The sequence below is a fragment of the Achromobacter sp. RW408 genome (assembly GCF_003184165.1).
Lineage (GTDB): Bacteria > Pseudomonadota > Gammaproteobacteria > Burkholderiales > Burkholderiaceae_B > Achromobacter > Achromobacter xylosoxidans.
In genome coordinates this window covers 690865-715878 of sequence record NZ_QHHO01000046.1, presented here as the reverse complement: position 1 = coordinate 715878, position 25014 = coordinate 690865, and the positions used below count along the sequence as shown (strand labels likewise).

The window sequence follows — 25014 nt, the reverse complement described above, 5'->3', positions numbered from 1 at the left end:
TTCACCCGGTGTGCGATGTGGCCGGGCTTGGAGGGACATACGCAAACCCCGTGCCAGCAGCAGGCCTCCCTCGCCGCTGCCTCAAGTGTTTGATTCGACTTGGAATTTTTTCCACCCCAAGGTACACCGATAAAATATCGAGCGAAATACCGCACAGAAACCGGATAAAATGTGCGAAAAACCGCACAACACCATGCCCCTCCCCTCAGCCTTCCCGCCGACGCAGCCGGACCCGGACGCCATCGGCCCACGCCGCCTTCCCGCCTGGGCCTGGATCCTGCTGGCCTTGGTGGCGGTGGCCGCCGTCTTTGGCATCCTGCACGCCGCCAGTCAATGGGCGCGGGAAGGAGCGCTCAAGGAGGCCTACCAGCAGGCCCGCAGCGCGGGACAGATCAATGCCGCCCTGCTGCGCAACAACCTGGACAAGTTCCGCGCGCTGCCCTTCGTCCTGACGCGCGACGTGGACCTGCGCGCCACGCTGCAGGCGCCCTCGGCAGCGCAGATCGAAGCGCTGGACGAGAAACTCGATACCTTGAGCCGCGGCGTCGGCGCATCCGCAATCTACGTGCTGGACCGCAGCGGCTATGCGATCGCCGCCAGCAACTGGCGCGAGCCGGCCACCTTCGTCGGCGTCGACTACCAGTTCCGGCCGTATTTCCGCGGCGCAGTGGCACATGGCTCGGCCGAACACTTCGCCCTGGGCACGGTCAGCCACGAAGCCGGGCTGTACCTGTCGCGCCGTGTGGACGACGCCAATGGCGCCATGCTGGGCGTGGTGGTATTGAAAGTCGATTTCCGCGATCTCGAGGCCGATTGGCGCCAGTCGAACGCGCCCATCTTCGTCACCGACGAGCATGGCGTGGTGCTCCTGGGAAGCGTGCCCGACTGGCGCTTTCGCGTCGTGGCGCCGCTCGCGCCCGACCTGGCCCAGACCCTGCGCACCAGCCTGCAGTTCGGCGATGCCATGTTCCAGCCACTCCCGTTGCAGCCGCCCCTGCAAACCCTCAGTGGCGGCCAACTGGTGCGGGCCGGCGAAGCCTTGCCGCAAATCCCGGCCAGTGCGCCGCTGCTGCACACCACGCTGCCCATTGTCGAATCGCCGGGCTGGACGTTGCATCTGCTGTCGCCGGTGCAGTCGGCCCTGAACCGCGCCACCGCCAACGCGCAGCTGGGCGCGCTGCTGGCGCAAGGCGTGCTGTCCGCGGTGATCGGCATCCTGCTGTACCGCCGTCACCGGAGCCGCGAGCGCAGCGCGCAGCAATTGGCCGTACGCCGGCAACTGGCCGCGCAGGTCGAGGAACGCACCGCGCAGTTGCGCGCGGCCAATCAGCAATTGGTCGCGCAGATGGACGAACGCCAACGCACCGAAGCGCGCCTGCACACCATGCAGGACGAACTGGTGCAGGCCAGCAAGCTCGCGCTATTGGGACAGGTGGCCGCCGGCGTGGCGCATGAAATCAACCAGCCGGTGGCCGCCATCCGCGCCTATGCCGACAACGCCGCCGAATTCCTGCGCCGGCGCGACAATCCCTCGGTCGAGGAAAACCTGGCCACCATCGCCTCGCTTACAGAACGCATCGGCCATATAACCGGCGAACTGCGAGCCTTTTCGCGCAAGGCCGGGGCCTCGGTCGGTCCCACCAGCCTGCAGGAAGCGCTGGACGGCGCGCTGCTGCTGGTCGGCCCGCGCGCCAGGCGGCAGGGCGTGGTCCTGCAGCGGCCTCCCGTCGAACAGGATCATCGGGTGTGGGCCGACCGCATCCGTCTGGAGCAGGTGATGGTGAATCTGCTGCAGAACGGTCTGGATGCGCTTGAAGGCCGGGCCGACGGCCGCATCGTCGTCGCCATGCAGGACATGGGCGCATCGGTGCAGTTGTTCGTCAGCGACAACGGCCCGGGTCTGTCGGCCGAAACCAGCGCCCGGCTGTTCACGCCGTTCCACACGACCAAGGCCGAAGGCCTCGGACTGGGGTTGGTGATCTCGCGCGACATCGTCGCCGAGTTCGGCGGCGACCTGCGTGTCGCCCATCCCGGCGACGCCATTTTTCCCGCGCCCCACGGTCCCGACCGCGGCGCGATGTTCACCCTCACGCTGCGCAAGTCGCCGCCCGCCGATCCATGACCCGCGTTCCTGATTCCCCTTCCCGCCCGCCGACCCGGCCCGATCCGGCGACGCCGGCATCAGACACCAGACACCTGGAACACACCGAGGCCGAGCCGGCCATGGCCGCAATGTTCGAAGCGGCTGCCGGCAACCGGCCGGCGCCCCTGGTGGCTTTCATCGATGACGACGACGAACTGCGCCGCGCCAACGTGCAGACACTCAAGCTGCGCGGTATCGACGTGCAAGCCCACACCAGCGCGCGCGGCGCGCTTGCCACCTTGAATCGTGATTTCGATGGCGTGGTGGTCACCGACATCCGCATGCCCGATATCGACGGCCTGCAACTGTTCCAGCGCCTGCGCGCCATCGATCCGGAAATTCCCGTCATCCTCATTACCGGCCATGGCGATATCGCCATGGCGGTGCAATGCATGCGCGACGGCGCCTATGATTTCCTGGCCAAGCCCTATCCGCCCGACCGCCTCGTCACCGCCATCACCCACGCCGCCGAAAAGCGCCACCTGGTGCTTGAAAACCGCCGCCTGCGCGAAGCGGCGTTCGCCGTCGAAGCCGATGAAGTGCCCTTTATCGGCACCACACCGGCCATGCAGCGCATCAAGCAGACCTTGCGCCACATCGCCGATGCGGACGTCGATGTCCTGGTGGAGGGCGAGACCGGCACGGGCAAGGAAGTGGTCGCCACCGCCCTGCATCGCCTGAGCCGCCGCCGTCACCGGGCGTTGGTCGCGATCAACTGTGGCGCGCTACCCGAAAGCGTGATCGAAAGTGAGCTGTTCGGCCATGAGGCCGGCGCCTTCACCGGCGCACAGAAGCGCCGCATCGGGCGTATCGAGCATGCCAGCGGCGGCACGCTGTTCCTGGACGAAATCGAAAGCATGCCGCTCGCCGTGCAGGTCAAGCTGCTGCGGGTACTGGAATCCCGCCAGATCACGCCGCTGGGCAGCAACGAGGTCCGCAACCTGGATCTGCGTGTCGTCGCCGCCACCAAGGAAGACCTGGGCAATCCCGCGATCCGCGCCAAATTCCGTGAAGATCTCTTCTACCGGCTCAACGTCGTCACCATCCGTATCCCGCCGCTGCGCGAACGCCGCGAGGACATTCCGCTGCTGCTGGCCCATTATCTGGGTCACGCCTCGCGCCGCTTCCAACGCGACATTCCCGATATGCCGGCCGACATCAAGCGTCACCTGTTGACGCACGACTGGCCCGGCAACGTACGGGAACTCGCCCACTTCGCCGAGCGCTTCGTGCTGGGCGTGCTCAACACGCCGGCCGCAGTCTCGCCAACCGCGGAAACCACGCCAGGCACCCTGCCGGAAAAGATGGAACGCTTCGAGGCCCAGCTCATCCGCGACGCCCTCGCCGCCCATCAGGGCGATGTGCGCGCCACGCTGGAAGCGTTGGGCATTCCGCGCAAGACCTTCTACGACAAGCTGCAGCGCCACGGCATCGATCGGCAGGATTACACCGGCGCCACCAACTGAACCGTCCGCGCTGAATTTCCGGGGGACCAAGTAAAACCCCCCGTGCGGCACCAGCCGCACGGGGGTTCTTGTTTCACACGCCACAAAAACAAAACCCCACAGGCGCGAGCCTATGGGGTTTTGAGCAATAAAAGCCTGACGATGACCTACTTTCACAGACGTCCGTCCACTATCATCGGCGCAAAGGCGTTTCACTGTCCTGTTCGGGATGGGAAGGAGTGGTACCACCTTGCTATGGTCGTCAGGCGTAACGGGTTGAGAGATTGTCTTTGGGGACAACCGCTCCAATCTTGGAAGAAGCGCAACGTGTGGGGATCAGAGAGTGTCTCGATGATCCCGCACAGTGGGTGTAATTGGTGTTGGCTGGCTGCTGACGGGGCAGCCAGATTTTGTATTGAACGACACTTGGAACGCTATACCACCAGGTCATAACCATCAGTGTTATAGGATCAAGCCTCACGAGCAATTAGTATCGGTTAGCTTAACGCATTACTGCGCTTCCACACCCGACCTATCAACGTCCTGGTCTCGAACGACTCTTCAGGGGGATCAAGTCCCCGGGATACCTAATCTTCAGACGAGTTTCCCGCTTAGATGCCTTCAGCGGTTATCTCTTCCGTACTTAGCTACCCGGCAATGCCATTGGCATGACAACCGGTACACCAGAGGTACGTCCACTCCGGTCCTCTCGTACTAGGAGCAGGCTCCGTCAAGTATCCAACGCCCACGGCAGATAGGGACCAAACTGTCTCACGACGTTTTAAACCCAGCTCACGTACCTCTTTAAATGGCGAACAGCCATACCCTTGGGACCGGCTACAGCCCCAGGATGAGATGAGCCGACATCGAGGTGCCAAACACCGCCGTCGATATGAACTCTTGGGCGGTATCAGCCTGTTATCCCCAGAGTACCTTTTATCCGTTGAGCGATGGCCCTTCCATTCAGAACCACCGGATCACTATGTCCTGCTTTCGCACCTGTTCGACTTGTCAGTCTCACAGTCAAGCACGCTTATGCCATTGCACTATCAGCACGATTTCCGACCGTACCTAGCGTACCTTCGAACTCCTCCGTTACACTTTGGGAGGAGACCGCCCCAGTCAAACTGCCCACCATGCACTGTCCCCGATCCGGATAACGGACCAAGGTTAGAACCGCAAACAAACCAGGGTGGTATTTCAAGGATGGCTCCACGTGATCTAGCGACCACGCTTCAAAGCCTCCCACCTATCCTACACAGGCCGGTTCACAGTCCAATGCAAAGCTACAGTAAAGGTTCATGGGGTCTTTCCGTCTAGCCGCGGGTAGATTGCATCATCACAAACACTTCAACTTCGCTGAGTCTCAGGAGGAGACAGTGTGGCCATCGTTACGCCATTCGTGCAGGTCGGAACTTACCCGACAAGGAATTTCGCTACCTTAGGACCGTTATAGTTACGGCCGCCGTTTACCGGGGCTTCGATCAAGAGCTTGCACCCCATCACTTAACCTTCCGGCACCGGGCAGGCGTCACACCCTATACGTCGACTTTCGTCTTTGCAGAGTGCTGTGTTTTTAATAAACAGTCGCAGCCACCGATTCTCTGCGACCCCATCATGCTAAGCGCGCAGGCGCTTCACACTACCGGGGTATACCTTCTCCCGAAGTTACGGTATCAATTTGCCGAGTTCCTTCTCCTGAGTTCTCTCAAGCGCCTTGGAATATTCATCCCGTCCACCTGTGTCGGTTTGCGGTACGGTCTCGTACAGCTGAAGCTTAGAGGCTTTTCTTGGAACCACTTCCAATCACTTCGCAAGCAATGCTCGCTCGTGCCGTACCCTTGATTTACGCGCCCGGATTTGCCTAAGCGCCATCTTCGATACGTCAACAGGGACATCCAACACCCTGATGATCTTCCGCGATCCGTCCCCCCATCGCACTGTACGACGGTGCTGGAATATTAACCAGCTTCCCATCAGCTACGCATCTCTGCCTCGCCTTAGGGGCCGACTCACCCTGCGCCGATGAACGTTGCGCAGGAAACCTTGGACTTACGGCGAGGGGGCTTTTCACCCCCTTTATCGCTACTCATGTCAGCATTCGCACTTCTGATACCTCCAGCAGCCTTTACAAGCCACCTTCGCAGGCTTACAGAACGCTCTCCTACCGCGTGCACAAAGTGCACACCCGCAGCTTCGGTTTATCGCTTAGCCCCGTTACATCTTCCGCGCAGGACGACTCGATCAGTGAGCTATTACGCTTTCTTTAAAGGATGGCTGCTTCTAAGCCAACCTCCTGACTGTCTATGCCTTCCCACTTCGTTTCCCACTTAGCGATAATTTGGGACCTTAGCTGGCGGTCTGGGTTGTTTCCCTCTTGAGTCCGGACGTTAGCACCCGGTGCTCTGTCTCCCAAGCTGTACTTGCGGGTATTCGGAGTTTGCCATAGTTTGGTAAGTCGCCATGACCCCCTAGCTATAACAGTGCTCTACCCCCCGCAGTAATACTTGAGGCACTACCTAAATAGTTTTCGGAGAGAACCAGCTATTTCCAGATTTGTTTAGCCTTTCACCCCTATCCACAGCTCATCCCCTAATTTTTCAACATTAGTGGGTTCGGTCCTCCAGCACGTGTTACCGTGCCTTCAACCTGGCCATGGATAGATCATCTGGTTTCGGGTCTACACCCAGCGACTGAATCGCCCTATTCGGACTCGCTTTCGCTACGGCTTCCCTATTCGGTTAACCTTGCCACTGAATGTAAGTCGCTGACCCATTATACAAAAGGTACGCAGTCACCCCACAAGGAGGCTCCTACTGTTTGTATGCATACGGTTTCAGGATCTATTTCACTCCCCTTCCGGGGTTCTTTTCGCCTTTCCCTCACGGTACTGGTTCACTATCGGTCGATCACGAGTATTTAGCCTTGGAGGATGGTCCCCCCATCTTCAAACAGGATTTCACGTGTCCCGCCCTACTTTTCTCACGCTTAGTTCCACACACAAAATTTCGTCTACAGGGCTATCACCTGCTACGGCCGGACTTTCCATTCCGTTCGACTATCTTGCATGCTAAAACGTGAAGGCTCTTCCGATTTCGCTCGCCACTACTTTCGGAATCTCGGTTGATTTCTTTTCCTCGAGCTACTGAGATGTTTCAGTTCACCCGGTTCGCTTCCACTGACCTATGTATTCAGTCAGGGATACTGCTTGCGCAGTGGGTTTCCCCATTCGGACATCTGCGGATCAAAGCTTGTTTGCCAGCTCCCCGCAGCTTTTCGCAGGCTACTACGTCCTTCATCGCCTGTGATCGCCAAGGCATCCACCATATGCACTTAGTCGCTTGATCCTATAACGCTGTAGGCTATAGGACCTGAGTATTAGCGTTTGTGCCGTTCATAAGTTTCAAAGCAGTCTGAGGTTATTCACCCCAGTCTTGAGAACTTGGAACAAAATTAATGCAATCACAACCCGTACCCATCTTCATCAGCAAGCTGATTACTTGATGAGCACATTTCGTTGTGCTTCTTCCAGATTGTTAAAGAACAAATATAGCTGTTGAGTAAAACCCAACTCATAAGACCGGGCAGATACTATCCGCACGACGCTATGAGTTAGCCTCTACATCCCACCAGGCACAGGTCTTGGTGGAGGTGAACGGGATCGAACCGATGACATCCTGCTTGCAAAGCAGGCGCTCTCCCAGCTGAGCTACACCCCCATATTCACGGCATCTCTACCTGCGAATACTTGGTGGGTCTGGTTGGATTCGAACCAACGACCCCCGCCTTATCAAGACGGTGCTCTAACCGACTGAGCTACAGACCCAAAACCTTCCCGGATCAGTAGTCAGAAGTCATGGACACAGGGAGGAGTCCCTCTACCCAAGCCCACAACCGATCCCAGCTATATCAAACAACCGATAAGAGTGGACGCTTAACACGAGCACTAAGCTCTGAAAGGAGGTGATCCAGCCGCACCTTCCGATACGGCTACCTTGTTACGACTTCACCCCAGTCATGAATCCTACCGTGGTAATCGCCCCCCTTGCGGTTAGGCTAACTACTTCTGGTAAAACCCACTCCCATGGTGTGACGGGCGGTGTGTACAAGACCCGGGAACGTATTCACCGCGACATGCTGATCCGCGATTACTAGCGATTCCGACTTCACGCAGTCGAGTTGCAGACTGCGATCCGGACTACGATCGGGTTTCTGGGATTGGCTCCCCCTCGCGGGTTGGCGACCCTCTGTCCCGACCATTGTATGACGTGTGAAGCCCTACCCATAAGGGCCATGAGGACTTGACGTCATCCCCACCTTCCTCCGGTTTGTCACCGGCAGTCTCATTAGAGTGCCCTTTCGTAGCAACTAATGACAAGGGTTGCGCTCGTTGCGGGACTTAACCCAACATCTCACGACACGAGCTGACGACAGCCATGCAGCACCTGTGTTCCGGTTCTCTTGCGAGCACTGCCAAATCTCTTCGGCATTCCAGACATGTCAAGGGTAGGTAAGGTTTTTCGCGTTGCATCGAATTAATCCACATCATCCACCGCTTGTGCGGGTCCCCGTCAATTCCTTTGAGTTTTAATCTTGCGACCGTACTCCCCAGGCGGTCAACTTCACGCGTTAGCTGCGCTACCAAGGCCCGAAGGCCCCAACAGCTAGTTGACATCGTTTAGGGCGTGGACTACCAGGGTATCTAATCCTGTTTGCTCCCCACGCTTTCGTGCATGAGCGTCAGTGTTATCCCAGGAGGCTGCCTTCGCCATCGGTGTTCCTCCGCATATCTACGCATTTCACTGCTACACGCGGAATTCCACCTCCCTCTGACACACTCTAGCCCGGTAGTTAAAAATGCAGTTCCAAAGTTAAGCTCTGGGATTTCACATCTTTCTTTCCGAACCGCCTGCGCACGCTTTACGCCCAGTAATTCCGATTAACGCTTGCACCCTACGTATTACCGCGGCTGCTGGCACGTAGTTAGCCGGTGCTTATTCTGCAGGTACCGTCAGTTTCGCGGGGTATTAACCCGCGACGTTTCTTTCCTGCCAAAAGTGCTTTACAACCCGAAGGCCTTCATCGCACACGCGGGATGGCTGGATCAGGGTTTCCCCCATTGTCCAAAATTCCCCACTGCTGCCTCCCGTAGGAGTCTGGGCCGTGTCTCAGTCCCAGTGTGGCTGGTCGTCCTCTCAAACCAGCTACGGATCGTCGCCTTGGTGAGCCGTTACCCCACCAACTAGCTAATCCGATATCGGCCGCTCCAATAGTGCAAGGTCTTGCGATCCCCTGCTTTCCCCCGTAGGGCGTATGCGGTATTAGCTACGCTTTCGCGTAGTTATCCCCCGCTACTGGGCACGTTCCGATACATTACTCACCCGTTCGCCACTCGCCACCAGACCGAAGTCCGTGCTGCCGTTCGACTTGCATGTGTAAGGCATCCCGCTAGCGTTCAATCTGAGCCAGGATCAAACTCTTCAGTTTAATCTCTGTATTTGTTTCGTATTTCTTAGTTCCGAAGAACCGAGTCATACGTCGCTACTCAAAGGAAGTGAGGTATGTGCTTAGACTTGACATCTAAGGTACTTCACTTCTAGTGAGCACTTGATTTCATTGTGCTTGTGAAAGGGTTTAAAACCCAATCACTGTGCACTCGCATCAAGCGCCCACACTTATCGGTTGTTTAATTGTTAAAGAGCGGTACTGCTGAATTCTGTACTACCAAACTACTTACTGCATCTTCTGCTTTCTTTGGCGATTTCGCTTTCGCGTCGATCGCTGTGTCAGCAGCAGAGAAACGAGATTATGAAGAAGTTTTTATCGCTTGTCAAGTCAGCGCCGCTTGCTTCACTTCGCTGCCTTGCCTACGACCTCTTCAGGTCTCACCAGGCTCGCACCCGGCTTTCTCTTTAGCAGCTATCGAAATATCAGGGTTAACCCTAAGTTTTCGGTAACTGCCAAGCCTGAAACTATAACACAACTTTTGCAGATTATGCAACCGGCTTTTGCCCAACTTGCACCCTATCTTGCAACCCCGCCGTTCGTGAATCGCTTCACTTTCGCAGCAGCCCCGAATCGCTTCGGAGGTTGGTTACCGCTCCAGCCGGCTTGCAACGCTGACCAGACCACCCTATCGGGTAAACCCTGATTCGCCGTCACCAGCCAAGCCCAAGACTATAGCACAATTTTTGCAGATCGTGCAACTGGCTTCTGCCTGATTCGCACCATCCTATGCAAAATTCGCCGACCGCCGGTTCGAGAGAATCATCGCTGACTCACCGCCTTGCTGCCCCTGCGGCAGATCCGCTTGCCGTAGCCCTCGGATCCGTTGCACTTGCCTGGCCTCGCCGCTCAACAAAACTGCTTGAACTGCGAAGGAGCGAGACTATAGCACAGAATTTTGGCTTGTCATGCCAGCATGACAACCATTTTGCAGAAAGATGATGTTTGGTGGCGCAACACGGCCTTTGAACGGCCGCAGCGCCGTTGACGAACCACCCTTCCCCATGGGGGCCTACGCCGTTGCGAGGCGCCTGGTGGCGACAGGCGACAGCGCAACCTGCCACATATAGATAGAGGCGTGGCACTGGGAGAGTGGAGAGGCGGCGCACGCTCCCCCTCTCCCTATATATATAAGAGGTCCTTGGATGGAGGCCTCCGTCGCCCCGGGCAGGCAGGCGCCTCGCCATCGCTCGGCCGCCCCAGGGCCAATGGCAGCATTACAAGCAGGCCCAGGCGGACGCCGCCCCGCCTGCTCGCCGCCATGGACCACCGCGGCCGCTACCAACGCAAGGCGTCGATGCGGGTGATCCGCTTGAGCGATTCCTCGACCGAACTCTGGTTCACCAGCCACTCCGGCGCGCCGACGTCCCTGAGCAAATGGGGATCCATATTCTCGGCGAGGTTGCGCAGCGTTCTTTCCCTCCGCCATTCCCGGTACGCGCGCCAGAGGCGGGAGACGAGGCCGGCCGGTAGCGCTGCGTCGGCACTTGGCGGGACGGCTATCGCCGGCGCGGACATCACGGATTCGGAGCGGACCGGCGGGGACGATTCTGGCGTCGGCAGCCGCTTCGGCTCGATGCCAAAGGGGCCGGTGGGTTGGATGCAGGTTTCGGCAGACATGGGCAGCTCCTCGATGCGTCGTTTTGGTAAGCGTATTCGCCCAAATCGCCGCTGAAAATCGAATTGTTTTACCCGCTACGGTAAGCTATTCTTACCAATTCAATGCCATCCGTGCGGGCTCGCCAGGAACGTTTCCCGTCCTCCCCTTTTTCGACCACACTCTCCATGCGCCTGCCTCTGAATACCCTGCCCGCCTTCCGCGCCGTTGCTGAACTGCAGAACCTGCGCGCAGCCGCTGATCGGCTGCATCTGACGCACAGCGCGGTCAGCCAGCAGATCAAGGGGCTGGAGGAACAGCTGGGTTTTCCTCTGTTCGAACGCAGCGGCCGCGGCATTGTGCTGAACACGGCCGGCGCCGCGCTGCTTTGCAGCGTGCAAAGCGCAATGGCGCTGCTGGACGAGGGGCTGATGGCCGCGTCCGCCGCGGCCAGCGGCAGCGCCCAGCGCTTGCGCGTCTCGGTGCTGCCTTCGTTCGCGCAGCGCTGGTTGCTGCCCCGGATGGCGCGTTGGCACAAGCGCCATCCAGGGCTGTCGCTGGAGATCGAGACCTCGCAACAGGTGGTGGATCTGTTGCGTGACGGCTTTCACGCCGCATTGCGGTTCGGGCGGGGTCCCTGGCCCGGGGTGGAGTCCGAGCCGCTGTTCGACATGCCGCTACCGCTGATTGCCCTGGCCTCGCCGGAAACCGCGGCGGCGCTGCCCGACAACACCGCCGAAACGCTGGCGCGCCAGCCCCTGCTGGGTGAACGCGACATGTGGCAGCACTGGTTCAACGCGGCCGGCTTGCGGGTGCCGGTCACGCCCGTGGCCACTTTCAACGACGCCGGCATGATGCTGCAGGCCGCCGAACAAGGACTGGGCATCACGCTCGGCCGCGAGCTGCTGGCGGCGGACGCGATCCGCGCGGGACGATTGGTGCAGGTTTCCCCGGTGACCGTGCATTACGAGCAGGCCCAGACCTATCACCTGGTCTATCGGCCCAGTCTGCGCGACTGGGAACCGCTGGTCGCCTTGAAGCAATGGTTGCGCGATGAACTGGAGCGGTCGGGCAAGGGCCTGGTCACCGCGGCACGCCATGACCCCGCCCAGGCGACGCGGGACGAGAAGCCATAGACGGTGCCGCCGGAAGCGGCGCTCGCGCCTCAGGCGACCTTGCGGGTCGCGGGCGGGACCGAACGCATCGTGTCGGTCTCATTGAAGCGTTGGTGCCAGGAAAACGCTTCCTCGAGCAGGTGCGGCGTCTGTCCGCCGCGTTCGCAGGCCCGGTCGAAATAGTCCTGCAGCGCTTCTCGGTAGGAAGGATGCACGCAATGCTGGATGATGGCGCGGGCGCGCTCGCGCGGCGCCAGGCCGCGCAGATCGGCCAGGCCGCATTCGGTGACCAGGACGTCGACATCATGCTCGGTGTGGTCCACGTGGGACACCATCGGCACCACACTGGAAATGTCGCCGTTCTTGGCCATGGACTTGGACACGAAGATCGCCAGATGCGCATTGCGGGCAAAGTCGCCCGAGCCGCCGATACCGTTCATCATGTGCGTGCCGCCAACGTGGGTCGAATTGACGTTGCCGTAGATATCGAATTCCAGGGCCGTATTGATGGCGATGATGCCCAGGCGGCGCACGATCTCGGGCGCGTTGCTGATTTCCTGCGGGCGCAGCACGATGCGTTGGCGGTAGTGCTCGATGTTGGCCAGGATCTTTTCGTACACCGGCTTGGACACCGTGATGGACGAGGCCGAGGCGAACGCCAGCTTGCCCTGGTCGAGCAGCTCGATGGCGCTATCCTGCAGCACTTCCGAATACATCGTCAACGATTCGAAATCCGACGATTCGAAGCCATGCAGCACGGCATTGGCGATGGTGCCGATGCCGGCTTGCAGCGGCAGCAGCGAATTGCCCAGTCTTCCGGCGTCGACTTCGCGGCGCAGGAAAGCATTGATGTGCGCCGCGATGGCGTTGGTCTCGGCATCGGGCGGCAAGGCGTTGGACGGGCTGTCCGGCTCCTGCGTAATCACGATGGCGGCGATCTTGTCCGGGTCCACCTCGATGAACGGCTGGCCGATGCGCTGGTCAGCCGACACCAGGCCCATGGGCTCGCGCTTTGGACGCTCCGTGGGCACGTAGATGTCGTGCAGGCCCTCGATGGCGGCGGGCACGCCGAGATTCAACTCGATGATGACGCGCCGGGCCTGCTGCACGAACGAGGCCGAGTTGCCCACCGACATGGTCGGCACGATGGCGCCGGTTTCGGTGATGGCGGCCGCCTCGATGATGGCCACGTCGACCGGCCCGATATGGCCGGCGCGCAACTGTTCCGCGGTTTCCGACAGGTGCTGGTCGATGAAGGCGATTTCCCCCTGGTTGATCTTGCGGCGCAGCGTGGTGTCGACCTGGAACGGCATGCGGCGTGCCAGGACATTGGCCTGCGCCAGCATCTTGTCGGTGTCGTGTCCCAGCGAGGCGCCGGTGATCAGGGTGATGGACAGCGGCTCGTGCTCGGCGCGTCGCGCCAGCTCGGCCGGCACCGACTTGCAGTCGCCGGCGCGCGTGAAGCCGCTCATGCCGACGGTCATGCCGTCTTGGACCAGCAAGGCCGCCTGTTGGGCGGAAGTGATCTTGGCGCGTAGCCCGGGGTGGCGGATACGGTCGGAATGCATGGTGTCTCCTGATTCAATAGCCGGCGACTTGCGGCCGGACGCGGCGGAAGCGCCGCTCGCATCCAGGCGCCGTCTGACGCGGCGTTTCCTGACGTCCGCCGCGCATTCCAGCGCGGTTTCGGGACGAATTTCCGGCAGTATAGGAAGCGCCGGCAAAATCTCGTAATGACTTAAAATCATTCAATCCAGTCGTTTTTTTCATTGATTGAATGTTTCGCGCATTGCGCGGGGATGAGCCATGGACGTGCGCGCCTTACGGTATTTCGTGGAAACGGTCAGGCACGCCAGCTTTACGCAGGCCGCCAAGGCGCTGTTCGTCACGCAGTCGACGGTCAGCAAGATGATCCGGCAGTTGGAAGAGGAGGCCGGCACGCCGCTGCTGGTGCGCGATGGCCACACCGCGCGCCCCACCGATACGGGCCGCGTGATGTACCAGCGCGGCCTGCAAGTGCTGGAAACCATGCGCCAGCTGACCGAGGAAATGCGGCAGACGGCGGAACTGCAACGCGGCTCGCTCGAAGTGGGCATCCCGCCGATGATCAACCTTCTGTTCACGCCGGTGGTCAAACGCTTCCGCGAACTTCACCCCGGGATACACCTGACCTTGCGCGAAGGCACCGGCCGCGCGGTGGAAGAATTGGTCGCCAGCGGCGAACTGGAGGTGGGCGCCACCATCCTGCCGATCGTCCCCGACAGCGGCCTGGCCGCGCGGGCCTTCGGCAGCCATCCGATCTGGGTGATCGGGCCGCCGGACGCGGCCTGGGCCGGCAAGACTTCATTGCCCCTGAGCGCCTTGCGCGATACGCGCCTGCTGATCCCGACGGACGATTTCGCCATGACCCGACGCTTGCGGCAGGCTTTTGCCGACGCCGGCTTGCAACCCGGCATTGCGGCCCAGAGCGCGCATTGGGACTTCCTGGTGGCCATGGCTTCCGCCGGCCTGGGCGCGGCGCTGCTGCCTGAACCCCTGATGCGGCGCATGAAGACCCGCGGCCTGAGCACCGCCCGACTGGCAAAATCGGGACTGCAGTGGGAGGTCGGCCACATCTGGCAGCAATCGGGTTACTTGTCGTACGCCGCCCGCGCCTGGCTGCAAGTGTGCGATGAGGTTCTGGGCGCGGGCAAACGGGTTGGACGTTCCTGAAACGCGCTCGCCGCGAATCTAAGGGGGACACAGAGGAGTTTTTGTTGCAACGGACCGGGTGGCAGCTTGTTATGCTGCCGCCTCGATGCGAGCCTATCGCCCCAAGAAAACATGACCCCGAACCCGCAACATCCGCTTTTTCGCGCCCGTTCTTTCGCCGCGCTGATCGCCGCCTTGCTGCTGGCGCTGTGCCTGGCGCCGGCATTCGCCGCCACGCCCGCTTCGCCCGCCGAAGTCGACAGCATGCTGGCCGGCGCCCGCAAGCAACTCGATGACATCCGCAAACGGGTGCCGGATGAAACCGACGACGCCGAGCTGGTCAAGCAGCGTGGCGATGCGCTCGATATCCAGTCCAAGGCCGACGCCACCGCCGACGCGCTCACGCCACAGTTGACCAGCGTCGCCGCCCGCCTGAGCGAGTTGGGCGCGCCGCCCGCAGGCGCCAAGGAAGCGCCCGACGTCGCCGCGCAGCGTACGCAACTGGAAAAGAACAGCCGCGCGCTGGACGCGCAGATCAAACTGGCGCGGCTGCTGTCGGTCGATGCCGCGCAGACGGCGGAACAGATATCGGGTCTGCGCCGCACGCAATTCCAGGCACGACTCGGGGAACGACGCGATTCCTTCCTGTCGGGGCAGTTCTGGGCCGAATTCCGCGAGGAATTCCCGGGCGACCTCGAGCGGCTGGTGGCGTTGCGCGACGATCTGGTCACGGCGGTCGGCCAGACGCCGAAATGGGGTTGGCTGCTGCTGGCCACGGCGGCGGCGCTGGTGATCGCGTTGCGAGTCTGGATCGGCCGGGTGCTGCTGCGCCTCACGGCCACACGTGTGCCGCCGGGACGCTTGCGCCGCTCGTTCCTGGCGGTGGCGCTGTTGACGCTGGCGGTGGCGACGCCCGGCATCATTGCCCTGCTGGCCCACGTCGGCCTGGACTGGAATTCACAGTTGTCGGAGAGCACCGGCGCCCTGTTGGCCAACCTCGTCGTGACGGTCTGTTTCGGGGGCTACGTTTCGGGCCTGGGTTATGCGCTGCTGTCGGCCAACCGGCCGTCATGGCGCCTGCCGCCGATCTCCGACAAGGTGGCGCATCGCCTGCGTTGGCTGCCGGGCGCGCTTGGCGTGCTGGTCGTGATGATCTGGCTGGCCGAGCGGCTGCCGGTGCTGTTGAACGCCAGTCTCACCACCACCATCACGTTGACCGGCATCGTCGCGGTGTTCGTGATGGTGACGATGGCGGTGGCGCTGTCGATCGGCCGCCGGCTGCGGCGCCGGGCGCTGCGGGAAGAGGGCCCCCCTCCGCCCTTCTGGACCTCGCTGTTGCTGACGGCCACCGGCACGGTGCTGCTGATCAGTCTGGCCAGCCTGCTGGCCGGGTATGTCGCGTTCGGCAGCTTCCTGACCAAGCAGGTGCTGTGGGTCGTGATCGTGCTGGCGTCGGCGTACCTGCTGGCCGTGCTGATCGAGGACGGCTTCAGCACCTTGCTCGGCACCTCGCACCGCGATGACAGCGAAGGGCCCAGCCTGCGCGACCAGGCGGCCGTGCTGCTGTCGGGCGTGGGCCGGGTGGCGGTTGCCCTGCTGGCCATCATCCTGCTGCTGGCGCCTTTCGGCGAAGGCCCGATGGATCTGTTGCAACGCTTCGACCAGTTGCGCAAAGGCCTGGCCATCGGCGAGGCGCAGATCCGCCCCGGCGCGGTGTTGCAGGCGCTGATGGTGCTGGGCCTGTCGCTGCTGGGCGTGAAGATGCTCAAGCGCTGGCTGTCGAATCGCTACCTGCCCACCACCGAACTGGATCCGGGCATGCAGCTGTCGGCGGCGACGCTGTTCGGCTATGCCGGCTTCGTGCTGGCGGTGGCGTTGTCGCTGTCGGCCGCGGGCATCGGGCTGGAGCGGGTGGCATGGATCGCCAGCGCGCTGTCGGTGGGCATCGGTTTCGGTCTGCAGGCGGTGGTGCAGAACTTCGTTTCGGGCCTGATCCTGCTGGCCGAACGGCCGGTCAAGGTGGGCGACTGGGTGTCGCTGGGCGGCGTCGAAGGCGACATCCTGCGGATCAATGTGCGCGCCACCGAGATCCAGATGGGCGACCGTTCCACCGTGATCGTGCCGAACTCGGAGTTCGTGACCAAGACGGTACGCAACGTGACGCGCTCGAATCCGCTGGGACTGGTGCAGATCAAGCTGCCGCTGCCGCTGTCAACCGATGCGCAGCGCGTGCGCGAGTTGATCCTGCAGGCCTTTGCCGACCACGAGGACGTTCTGGAGACGCCGGCACCCAATGTGTTCCTGGATGGCATCGAGGGCGGCAACCTGATATTTAACGCCAAGGGCTACGTCTCGTCGCCACGCTCGGCCTATGGCGTGCGCAGCGCGCTGCTGTTCACGGTGCTGCAGCGCCTGCACGATGCCGGCCTTGAGGTGTCGTCGCCGCCCACGATGCTGCTGGCATCGCCCCCTCCAGCCATGGCCTCGCAGCGCCCCGACGCGGCCGAGGGGCCGGGCGCCGCGGCCGCGCCCGCCGCCACGCCCTGACCACCCGGGTCGATGATCGCGCGCCACGATCGTCAACCCGGCGAATAGAAGTCAAGCAAGCCCTGGCGATCCATCCTTGGATTACGCAGCGGCGGCGAATTGGCCATGATGTTCTGCGCGGACGACACCGGGTATGCCTGCGCGACGGGCGCGCTCGCCGTATATTGCGCGCCGGGCGCCGGCGAGGGGGCGTATTGGGCCTGCACCGGCGGCGCGACCTGCGCGACGTTGGGCGTCGGATTCTCGAAGCGGTGATCGGCCGTGGTCAGCGAGGGATTGGTGCACAGTCCCTGCGCGGTGAGGGCGGCCTTGGTGCGGTCATCCGTCTGGCACAGGATGTCGACGGCGGCGGTTTCCAGCCGACGCGAACGCTCGGGGTCCTTGGTGGACGCGGCCGCTTGCATGGTGCGCTCGAAGTTGCGGCGCAGGCTGCACTTCTGGTCCTCGACCGGAAAAGCCACGTTCATGCCGAAGCCCACCACCGAGCCGCCGCCCCCCGCCGACACCATGCAGCTGTCGGAGGAGAACGAACCGTAGAAACTCTGCGCGCCGATGGGCGGGGCGGTGCGCAAGGTGCTCGAACCGTTGCTGTTGGAATTGAACGTGATGCCCTGATTGTTGCCGGCGTTGGTCGAGCCCGATGTCGCCGAGGTGGTCGAGGAAGAAGTACTGGTCTGCGCACCGGCGGAGAAGGCCACCAGCGACAGGGATAAGGCAAGCGCAAGGGTTTTCATGATGTCCTCTCGACCGGACGGCCGAAGCCGTCCGGATTGCGTGCTGCTCAGTGACCGAAACCGCCCACGTGGCCCACCGGGCCGATGCCGTGGATCGACGCGGTGGCCCCGATCGCGCCGGCGTTGTACGTTCCCGTCGCCGTTGCGTTGGTGGTGGTGCTGCCGAACGTGGCGCCGCCATTGGCGATGCTGTCGCCGACCATGATCGGCGCGTTGCCATGGATGTGGCCGTAGGTCTCGCTGGTGGCGTATTGGCGGGTGCTGGTGACCACGGTGGTGCCATCCGGGCTGAACGATCCCCCCGCGGTGGCGACGCCGCCCGTTTCACCAAACGACGTCTGGCTCGACGAGCCGTAGCCGTTGATCTGGGTGGAGACCACGGACGTGCCGGTGGAGACCGAGGATACCGTTCCGGAAATGGTGCCGACGTAGCCAGAGGCGGAAATGCCGGGTTGGCCCGGCCCGGTCGCGTAGGCGGTGGATACCGCGACGAGGGACAACGCTGCGACTGCTGCGAGCTTTTTCATTTGAGCTCCTCCTGATCCGCTGCACGCGGATGAACAGGTGCCGGTGGCCGACCGGCGCGGACCTTTACCACCCCGACGCAGTACGCCTATGAGGCAACGTGGCGCTCGGGACTTTCGTATTGGTACGGAATGATTGCGCCGGACTAAGGACGTCGGTATCGGGTAAACGGGCGACCGGTCCCAAGAGACTGGGGAGGAAGACGTAAAAGATGTCGGGCAATCTGCGACTACCGTGCCGCGGGCCATGCATATGGCCGAGGCCGGACGCCCGTGGCGCCAGATTGCTGCGCCGCATCTCAGCTCATAGGATGGGATGCGGTGGCGCCCCCTCGCACGATTTCCCTAGCGCGCAAGACGGCGGCCCGGCAGGCGCACGCCGTTAGGCTTACTGTCAGGATGAAGGGGGCGCGCGCGACGATGAAGTGGGGCAAGGTCCGGGGAATCGGTTCATCGGCCGGGAAATTTTGAGCCATACTACTCCGCCGGCCGGCCCCTGCCCGGCCACTTTCATCCGGAGACACCATCATGATCCAGGAGATTGCCAGCATCCACGTGCGCGAAGGACAGGAAGCCCTGTTCGAAGCCGGCGTGGCACAGGCCAAGCCGTTGTTCCTGCGCGCCCGCGGCTGCCATGGCATGGAGTTGTACCGCAGCATCGAGCAGCCGCAGCGCTACACCCTGGTGGTGGACTGGGAAACCGTCGAAAACCACATGGTGGACTTCCGGGAATCCGCCGATTTCCAGGAGTGGCGCAAACTCGTGGCGGGCTTCTTCGTCGAACCGCCGCAGGTGCATCACGAACAGAAGGTGATCTGAGCCTGGGGTACTTTCCGGCGGATGCGGTTCAGGTCCGCCGGGCCATTGGAACGGCGTCGGCTTGCCCGTCCGGCGATGGCCTCAGGCCGTCGCCAGGCGGGAGCTGGCCGCCAGCGCAACGGCCACCGTGGTGCGCACGTCGGCCAGGGCCCGGTGGGTCGGTTCCGAGGCGCCCACGTGGCGCGCCAGCACGTCGAGCTTGTGCGACGGCAATTCCGGCCAGGCGCGCCGGGCCAGCGCCAGCGTGCAATGGGTGGCGTTGACGAACGGCAGGCCGGTCTGCAACGCCGCGGCATCCAGGAAACGGCGATCGAACGAGGCGTTGTGGAAAAACACCGGCAAGTCCTCGACGAAATCCAGGAACGCGGCAAATGCCTGTCCCACCGGCACTCCCTGGCGCTCGACCTCCGCTTCGGTAATGCCTGTCAGTCGCGTGATGAACGGCGGCACCGTGGCGCGGGTGCGCACCACCTGCGCGTATTCGCGCTCGGCCGCGCCGTCGGCGCCGACCCGGACCGCCGCAAATTCCAGGATCTCGCAGGACGCGGTCGACAGCCCCGTGGTTTCCAGGTCGGCCACCACGAAGGGGCCGCGCAAGGCGTCCAGCGCCGCCGACAGCGCCGCTGAAGGCGCCCGGCCAGCAGCGGGGGAGCGCGCCGCGGCCCCCGGCGCGCGGGTCCTGCGGTAATAGAAGGCCATGCCCTACTCCGCCCGATGCAACGGCGCGAAGCGCGGCGAACCGTCGGCCAGCTGGCCGAAGAACAGCTCCGCCGGACGCACCCACAAGCCGCGCGCATGCGGCCACAGGTGCTCATAGACCACCATCGCTTCTTCCGTCTCGGAATGGCGCGCCGTATCGATGTAGCGATAGAGACCGCCCTTGTAGTGGCGATGGGTGGCGAGAGCCAGGGCTTCGGATTCGGTCATGGAGCATTGCCGCAAAAGACGCGGCCCGGGCGGAAAGGCTCCTGCCAGGGCCGACGGGTTCGAACAAGTCCGTATTTATAGCGCACTCGGGCAGCGGCCAACACATCGCCGCCCGGGCGCTCAGTAGCGCACGTACTCGAGCACCGGCTCGGCCGGCAACGGCGTGTTGGCGGCCGGCCGGGCGCGCACCGCCGGCGCCACCGGCTTGAGCGCGGGTTTCAGGACGCGGTTGCCGCCGTGCAACTCGTGGGCCGCCTGCGGCACCGAGGCGGCATCGGCGGTCATGTGGGTGATGTCCTCGGTCACCTCGCCCAGTTTGCCCGACTGGGCCAGCGACACTTCCACCACTTCGGCCATGATCTCCGTGACCCGGCGCGACGACGCCACGATGTCCTCCATGGTGACGCCGGCCGACTGGACCTGGCCGGCGCCGTTCTCGATCTGTTCGACCGAGGTGGTAATCAGTCCCTTGATCTCCTTGGCCGCCGCCGCGCTGTTCTGCGCCAGGCTGCGCACTTCGGAGGCGACCACCGCGAAGCCCTTGCCGTGCGTGCCGGCGCGCGCGGCCTCGACCGCGGCGTTCAGCGCCAGGATATTGGTCTGGAACGCGATGCCGTCCATGACGCCGATGATCTCGGAGATGCGCTTGGAACTCTCGGTAATGGCGCCCATGGTGCGCACCACGCCCGCCACGGTCCTGCCCCCTTCTTCGGCCACCCGACAGGCATCCCGCGCCAGCGCATTGGCCTGCCCGGCGCGATCGGCGTTTTCGGTCAGGCCCTGCACCGCCACCCGCAGCGTCTGCGCGGCGGTGAAGCGGCGGGTGATATCGGTGGCGAACTTCACCACTTTGAATGGCCGTCCTTCGGCGTCGAAGATCGGGTTGTAGCTGGCCTCGATCCAGACCTGCCGGCCATTCTTGCCGATGCGCAGGTATTGTCCGGTATCGTGACGTCCGCTACGGAGCTTGTGCCAGAAATCGGCATAGGCGGAGCCGCGCGCCTCTTCCGGCGACACGAACATGCTGTGGTGCCTGCCGCGCACTTCGTCCTCGCGGTACCCGACCGCATTCAGGAACAGTTCGTTGGCGCGAATGATCGTGCCGTCCAGCTCGAATTCGATGATGGCCTGCACCTTGGAAATCGCCTCCAGCTGGCCTTCGGTATCGGCCTGGCGCTGCTGCTGCGCGGTAATGTCGGTGGCGTACTTCACTACTTTGAATGGCCGGCCATGCCTGTCGAAAATCGGGTTGTAGCTGGCCTGCAGCCAGACGTCGCCGCCGTCCTTGCGAATGCGGCGATAACGCCCCGAGTCATGCGCCCCCTGCCCCAGCTGGTCCCAGAACGCCAGATAATCAGCGGATTCGCGCTCGTCGGGCAACACGAATATGCGGTGATGTTGCCCGATCACTTCGTCCAGTTCGTAGCCCATGGTGTCGAGGAAATTCTGGTTGGCCATCAGCACATGGCCATCGAGATCGAACTCGATAACCGCCTGTGCCTTGTGGATGGCCGCTATCTGCCCGTATAGATCCGCTTTCCGCATGCCGCGTTCGGCGCGCAGCAGGCGTTTTAGGGTAAGCCATTGCATATTGACGTCTCCCGCAGGGAATGGGACGAGTTTGCTGAAAGGCGATGAGGAAACCAATTGGCTTGTCTGAAGCAGACTGCTGGCGCGTCCCACGAACCGGGCCGTGCACGCCGCGCCGCATGCACGCGCTTGCCTGGATGTCCGCCGCCAACGCCACGACGGGAGGTGAGTGATTACAAGAAAAGGAAGAATGTATCCAGTCGAAAATATTTAATCCCAAAAATGGGGCGTTCTCAATATATTCAGCGCGCGTTTACCAAAAAAATTCCGCCGGCCGTTATTTCACCGTGTTTCATCGGCGCTCAAGCCGCCGCCTTCGGATTATTAATAGGGGTTAATACGAATCCGCCCGCGGCGCCCGACTGCGAACCGGAATCGTTATTCCGCGTCCAGTTCCGGATAATGGCGGAATATGCCTTCGCCGAACGGCAGGCGGCGACCGCTGGTGAAATAGGGCTGCAGCGCCGGCAATTCGGCGACACGGCGGTGCAAGGCCATGACATTGGGAAACCTGACCGCCTGCGTCCGCATGCGACGCGGAAAGGCATAAAGCAGGCCATCGACCAGCTGAAACAGCGACAGGTCGGCGTAGCTCCAGCGCTTGCCGCCCGCGAGCCAGGCGTCCGGGCCGCTCAGCACCCGCTCGAAGTAACCCAGGAATTTCGGAATACGCGCTTGGCGGAAATCACGGGCACGCCGCGCCGCCTCTTCTTTCTGGTCTTCGTAATAATCGCTGGCGGAAATGGGGTGGTGCGTATCGTGCGCCTCGGCCACCATATCGGCGATGGTCAGCTGCAATTGATTCACCCACAGCCGGCCTTCGACGCTGGCGGGCGCAAGGCCGTGCTTTTCACCCAGGAACAACAGGATGTTGGCGGTTTGCGCCAGGGTCATCTTGCCTGCCACCAGGTACGGCGGCGCAAAGGGCGGGTGCTTGCGGTCGGACAGCATGTCCTTGACCAGCGCGTCTTCGTCGCCGCCGGGCTCGCGCGCGCGCTCCCGATACGGAATCCCGCCCGCTTCCAGCGCCAGGCGCACGAATTCGCCGCGTCCGGGTATGCCGTCCCAATACCAAAGGTCGTATGTCATGCCGGTCTCCTTGCGGGCGCAAGGCTACGCGGGAAAGACGCTGATTTCGCCTTCGTGCCGCGCGGCCTGCCGCCCGTGGCTTTGCTGATACTGGCGCGGGGATTGCCCGAAATGCGCGCGGAAATCGCGTGAAAAATGCGCGCCGTCGGCAAATCCGCAATCCAGCGCGATTTGCGTGATGCTGCAGGCATTATTAAGCAACAACCAGCTGCCATATTCCAGCCGCAATTGCCGCTGGAACGCCATCGGCGACATGCCGGTGGCCAGGCGGAAGGCCCGTTCCAGCTGGCGCCGGCCCACGCCGACGTAACGCGCGATGGCGTCCAGCGGCGGCGGATTGTCGATGCGCTGCTCGATGAAATGCGCCGCCTGCCGCACGCGCAGGTCCTGGATGCCGGACAGGTCGGTGCGGAAATGCGCCTGCGGCACGCGGCCCGGCCGCGCCCCCTGCAACATCATGTGGCGCATGGCCTGCTGCGCCTTGTCGCGGCCGCAATGGCGCGCCACCAGGTACAGGCCCAGGTCGATGGCGGCGGTCGAGCCGGCGCAGGAAATCAGGTCGCCTTCGTCGACGAACAGGCGATCGACCACGGCGCGGGTCTGCGCGAAGCGCTCGCGGAAGGCTTCCAGCACGTTCCAGTGCACGCAGACCGTGCGCGGCCCGATCACGTCGGCCTGCGCCAGGGCGAAGGTGCCGGTGCAGATGCCCAGCAGCCGCACCCGCAGCGCCGCCGCCAGCCGCAGCCAATCGCGCAGCGGCTCGGGCATGCGGCCGCTCGAATAATCATTGCCGCCGCAGACCGCGATGTAGTCGAACTGCGCCGGATCGTCGGGCAGGCCGGCTTCCACTTCGATGGTCAGGCCGGCGCTGGAGCAGCGCGGCTTGCCGTCCCAGCTCATCACGCGCCAGGCGGTATGGATCTGGCGGCTGCGCCCGCCATGGTCGCCGGCCAGCCGCAACACGTCGACGAAACCGGCGAACGCCGCCAGCGTGAACTGGTCCAGCAGCACGATGCCGATGGTCAGGGCGGGTTTTCCCTGAGGCGGGCGCGCTTCGCCGTCTTCATAGGAGAGCGGCAAGGACGGGGGTGGCGCGACGACGGACATGACGCAATTATTCAAGTTTATGTCCCGCGCCTTCAAGCTCGTTTTCCCGAGGATCGCCCAAGATGCGCCTGTGGTACTTGAGTCAATGAGTCGCGGATCGACAAATCTACAAGGGGAATCCGACATGGCAACAAACACCCGCAGCGCGCTGGGCGCGGCTGCGCTCGGCGCGGGGCTGCTCCTGGCTTCGCACGCGGCGCTGGCGCAGCAGCAGAAAATCACCGTCGCCTGGTATGGCGGCAACTGGGGCGACGCGTTCCGCGCCTGCGTGGCCGAACCGTACACCAAGGCCACCGGCGTCACGGTGGTGCCGGAAGTCGGCACCTCCACCACCACGCTGGCCAAGCTGCAGCAGCAGAAGGCCGCGCCCACCATCGACGTGGCCTGGATGGACGGCGGCATCAGCGAGCTGGCGCAGCAGGCCGGCGTGCTGGATGCGCTGGATGCCGGCGCCATTCCCAACCTGAAGAACGTCATCGAACAGGGTGTGTACCGCGACGGCAATGCCGCCTTCGCGGTCAGCACCGGTTATTACTCGCTCGGCATCACCTACAGCACCAAGGAGGTGACGCAGCCGCCGAGCAGCTGGAAGGACCTGTGGAAGCCCGAGTATGCCGGCGCGGTGGCGGTGCCCTCGCCCGCCAACTCGTCGGGCGTGCCGTTCATCTTCTTCCTGGCGCGGGTGTGGGCAATCGACCCGTCGAACCTGGGGCCGCTCTATTCCAAGCTGGCCTCGCTGGACACCGCGCTGTTCTTCGACAGCTCGGGCGCGGCCACCAACGCCTTCCAGAGCGGCGAAGCCGTGATCGGCGCGCACTTCAACGTCGGCGCCTGGGACCTGATCGACAAGGGCCTGCCCATCGGCTTCAGCGTGCCGAAGGAAGGCGTGTGGGCCACCGACGCCCGCCTGCATCTGGTCAAGGGCGCGCCCAACAAGGCCGCCGCGCAGAAGTTCATCGACACCGCGCTGACGCCGGACGCGGCCGCCTGCCTGGCGACCAAGCTGTACCTGGGCCCCGCGGTCAAGGACGTGCAGGTATCCAAGGACGTGGCCCGCAAGCTGCCCTGGGGCGCCGACGGCTCGGTCAAGAACCTGAGCCTGTTCGACTGGAACATCATCAACGCCCGCCGCGCCGAGGTCACCGACGCGTGGAACCGGCAGGTCGCCCGCAAGCGCTGAG

16 protein-coding genes, 2 tRNA genes and 3 rRNA genes are annotated in these 25014 nt (G+C 62.9%); 7 read left to right on the top strand and 14 right to left on the bottom strand.

Annotation, left to right across the window (positions count from 1 at the left end; translation table 11 throughout):
* The first annotated feature begins 193 nt into the window (after window positions 1–193).
* Both DK459_RS13425 and DK459_RS13420 read left to right on the top strand, forming a co-directional pair.
* The gene (locus DK459_RS13425) at window positions 194–2122 is read left to right on the top strand and encodes an ATP-binding protein (RefSeq protein ID WP_232254235.1); all 1929 of its coding nucleotides are present in this window, start codon (window positions 194–196) and stop codon (window positions 2120–2122) included.
* A 101-nt stretch (window positions 2123–2223) separates the two neighbouring features.
* Window positions 2224–3609 carry a sigma-54 dependent transcriptional regulator gene (locus tag DK459_RS13420; RefSeq protein ID WP_053499208.1) on the top strand — a complete coding sequence of 462 codons (1386 nt, stop codon included), beginning with the start codon at window positions 2224–2226 and terminating at the stop codon, window positions 3607–3609.
* Between the two features lie 133 nt (window positions 3610–3742).
* Here DK459_RS13420 and rrf read toward each other — a convergent pair.
* From rrf to DK459_RS13390, 6 genes are all read right to left on the bottom strand, one after another.
* A 5S ribosomal RNA gene (gene rrf / locus DK459_RS13415) occupies window positions 3743–3855 on the bottom strand.
* Window positions 3856–4054: 199 nt separating this feature from the next.
* Window positions 4055–6935: ribosomal RNA gene (locus DK459_RS13410) — 23S ribosomal RNA — on the bottom strand.
* A gap of 296 nt (window positions 6936–7231) precedes the next feature.
* Window positions 7232–7307: transfer RNA gene (locus DK459_RS13405), tRNA-Ala, on the bottom strand.
* A 30-nt stretch (window positions 7308–7337) separates the two neighbouring features.
* Window positions 7338–7414: transfer RNA gene (locus tag DK459_RS13400), tRNA-Ile, on the bottom strand.
* Window positions 7415–7544: 130 nt separating this feature from the next.
* Window positions 7545–9075 (bottom strand): 16S ribosomal RNA (locus tag DK459_RS13395).
* The 16S, 23S and 5S rRNA genes sit together here with 2 tRNA genes alongside, the layout of an rRNA operon.
* Before the next feature lie 1296 nt (window positions 9076–10371).
* Window positions 10372–10713, bottom strand: coding sequence for a hypothetical protein (locus DK459_RS13390; RefSeq protein WP_232254270.1), 342 nt, complete (start codon window positions 10711–10713; stop codon window positions 10372–10374).
* Between the two features lie 165 nt (window positions 10714–10878).
* Here DK459_RS13390 and DK459_RS13385 point away from each other — a divergent pair, with 165 nt between their 5' ends.
* A complete protein-coding gene (locus tag DK459_RS13385; RefSeq protein ID WP_024070020.1) occupies window positions 10879–11826 on the top strand; it encodes a LysR substrate-binding domain-containing protein in 948 nt (315 codons plus the stop codon).
* Window positions 11827–11855: 29 nt separating this feature from the next.
* Here DK459_RS13385 and DK459_RS13380 read toward each other — a convergent pair whose 3' ends face one another.
* Window positions 11856–13373: an acetyl-CoA hydrolase/transferase family protein gene (locus DK459_RS13380; RefSeq protein ID WP_026383790.1), complete on the bottom strand. Its 1518-nt coding sequence runs from the start codon at window positions 13371–13373 to the stop codon at window positions 11856–11858.
* Window positions 13374–13611: 238 nt separating this feature from the next.
* On the opposite strand from DK459_RS13380, the gene DK459_RS13375 reads away from it, so the two are divergent.
* Window positions 13612–14517, top strand: a complete 906-nt coding sequence (locus DK459_RS13375; RefSeq protein WP_047993206.1) for a LysR family transcriptional regulator — start codon at window positions 13612–13614, stop codon at window positions 14515–14517.
* Between the two features lie 111 nt (window positions 14518–14628).
* Window positions 14629–17043 (top strand): DUF3772 domain-containing protein, encoded by a 2415-nt coding sequence (locus tag DK459_RS13370; protein ID WP_006383941.1) that lies wholly within the window; start codon window positions 14629–14631, stop codon window positions 17041–17043.
* A gap of 32 nt (window positions 17044–17075) precedes the next feature.
* On the opposite strand, the gene DK459_RS13365 is transcribed toward DK459_RS13370, so the two are convergent.
* Window positions 17076–17777: a hypothetical protein gene (locus DK459_RS13365; protein WP_054473824.1), complete on the bottom strand. Its 702-nt coding sequence runs from the start codon at window positions 17775–17777 to the stop codon at window positions 17076–17078.
* Between the two features lie 47 nt (window positions 17778–17824).
* Window positions 17825–18304, bottom strand: a complete 480-nt coding sequence (locus DK459_RS13360) for a hypothetical protein (protein WP_020926875.1) — start codon at window positions 18302–18304, stop codon at window positions 17825–17827.
* A 525-nt stretch (window positions 18305–18829) separates the two neighbouring features.
* Between DK459_RS13360 and DK459_RS13355 the strand changes: the two genes are divergently transcribed.
* Entirely contained in the window at window positions 18830–19120 is a 291-nt protein-coding gene (locus DK459_RS13355) for an antibiotic biosynthesis monooxygenase (protein ID WP_020926874.1), read from the top strand.
* A gap of 81 nt (window positions 19121–19201) precedes the next feature.
* On the opposite strand, the gene DK459_RS13350 is transcribed toward DK459_RS13355, so the two are convergent.
* From DK459_RS13350 to DK459_RS13330, 5 genes are all read right to left on the bottom strand, one after another.
* Window positions 19202–19819 (bottom strand): PolC-type DNA polymerase III, encoded by a 618-nt coding sequence (locus DK459_RS13350; protein ID WP_024070025.1) that lies wholly within the window; start codon window positions 19817–19819, stop codon window positions 19202–19204.
* A gap of 3 nt (window positions 19820–19822) precedes the next feature.
* Entirely contained in the window at window positions 19823–20047 is a 225-nt protein-coding gene (locus DK459_RS13345; protein ID WP_024070026.1) for a DUF1653 domain-containing protein, read from the bottom strand.
* A gap of 120 nt (window positions 20048–20167) precedes the next feature.
* A complete protein-coding gene (locus DK459_RS13340; protein ID WP_024070027.1) occupies window positions 20168–21637 on the bottom strand; it encodes a methyl-accepting chemotaxis protein in 1470 nt (489 codons plus the stop codon).
* Window positions 21638–22015: 378 nt separating this feature from the next.
* Window positions 22016–22726 carry a glutathione S-transferase gene (locus DK459_RS13335; protein ID WP_053500090.1) on the bottom strand — a complete coding sequence of 237 codons (711 nt, stop codon included), beginning with the start codon at window positions 22724–22726 and terminating at the stop codon, window positions 22016–22018.
* Window positions 22727–22750: 24 nt separating this feature from the next.
* Window positions 22751–23833: a GlxA family transcriptional regulator gene (locus tag DK459_RS13330; RefSeq protein ID WP_024070028.1), complete on the bottom strand. Its 1083-nt coding sequence runs from the start codon at window positions 23831–23833 to the stop codon at window positions 22751–22753.
* A gap of 124 nt (window positions 23834–23957) precedes the next feature.
* Here DK459_RS13330 and DK459_RS13325 point away from each other — a divergent pair, with 124 nt between their 5' ends.
* Window positions 23958–25013 carry an ABC transporter substrate-binding protein gene (locus DK459_RS13325; protein WP_006383932.1) on the top strand — a complete coding sequence of 352 codons (1056 nt, stop codon included), beginning with the start codon at window positions 23958–23960 and terminating at the stop codon, window positions 25011–25013.
* Window position 25014: the final 1 nt, after the last annotated feature.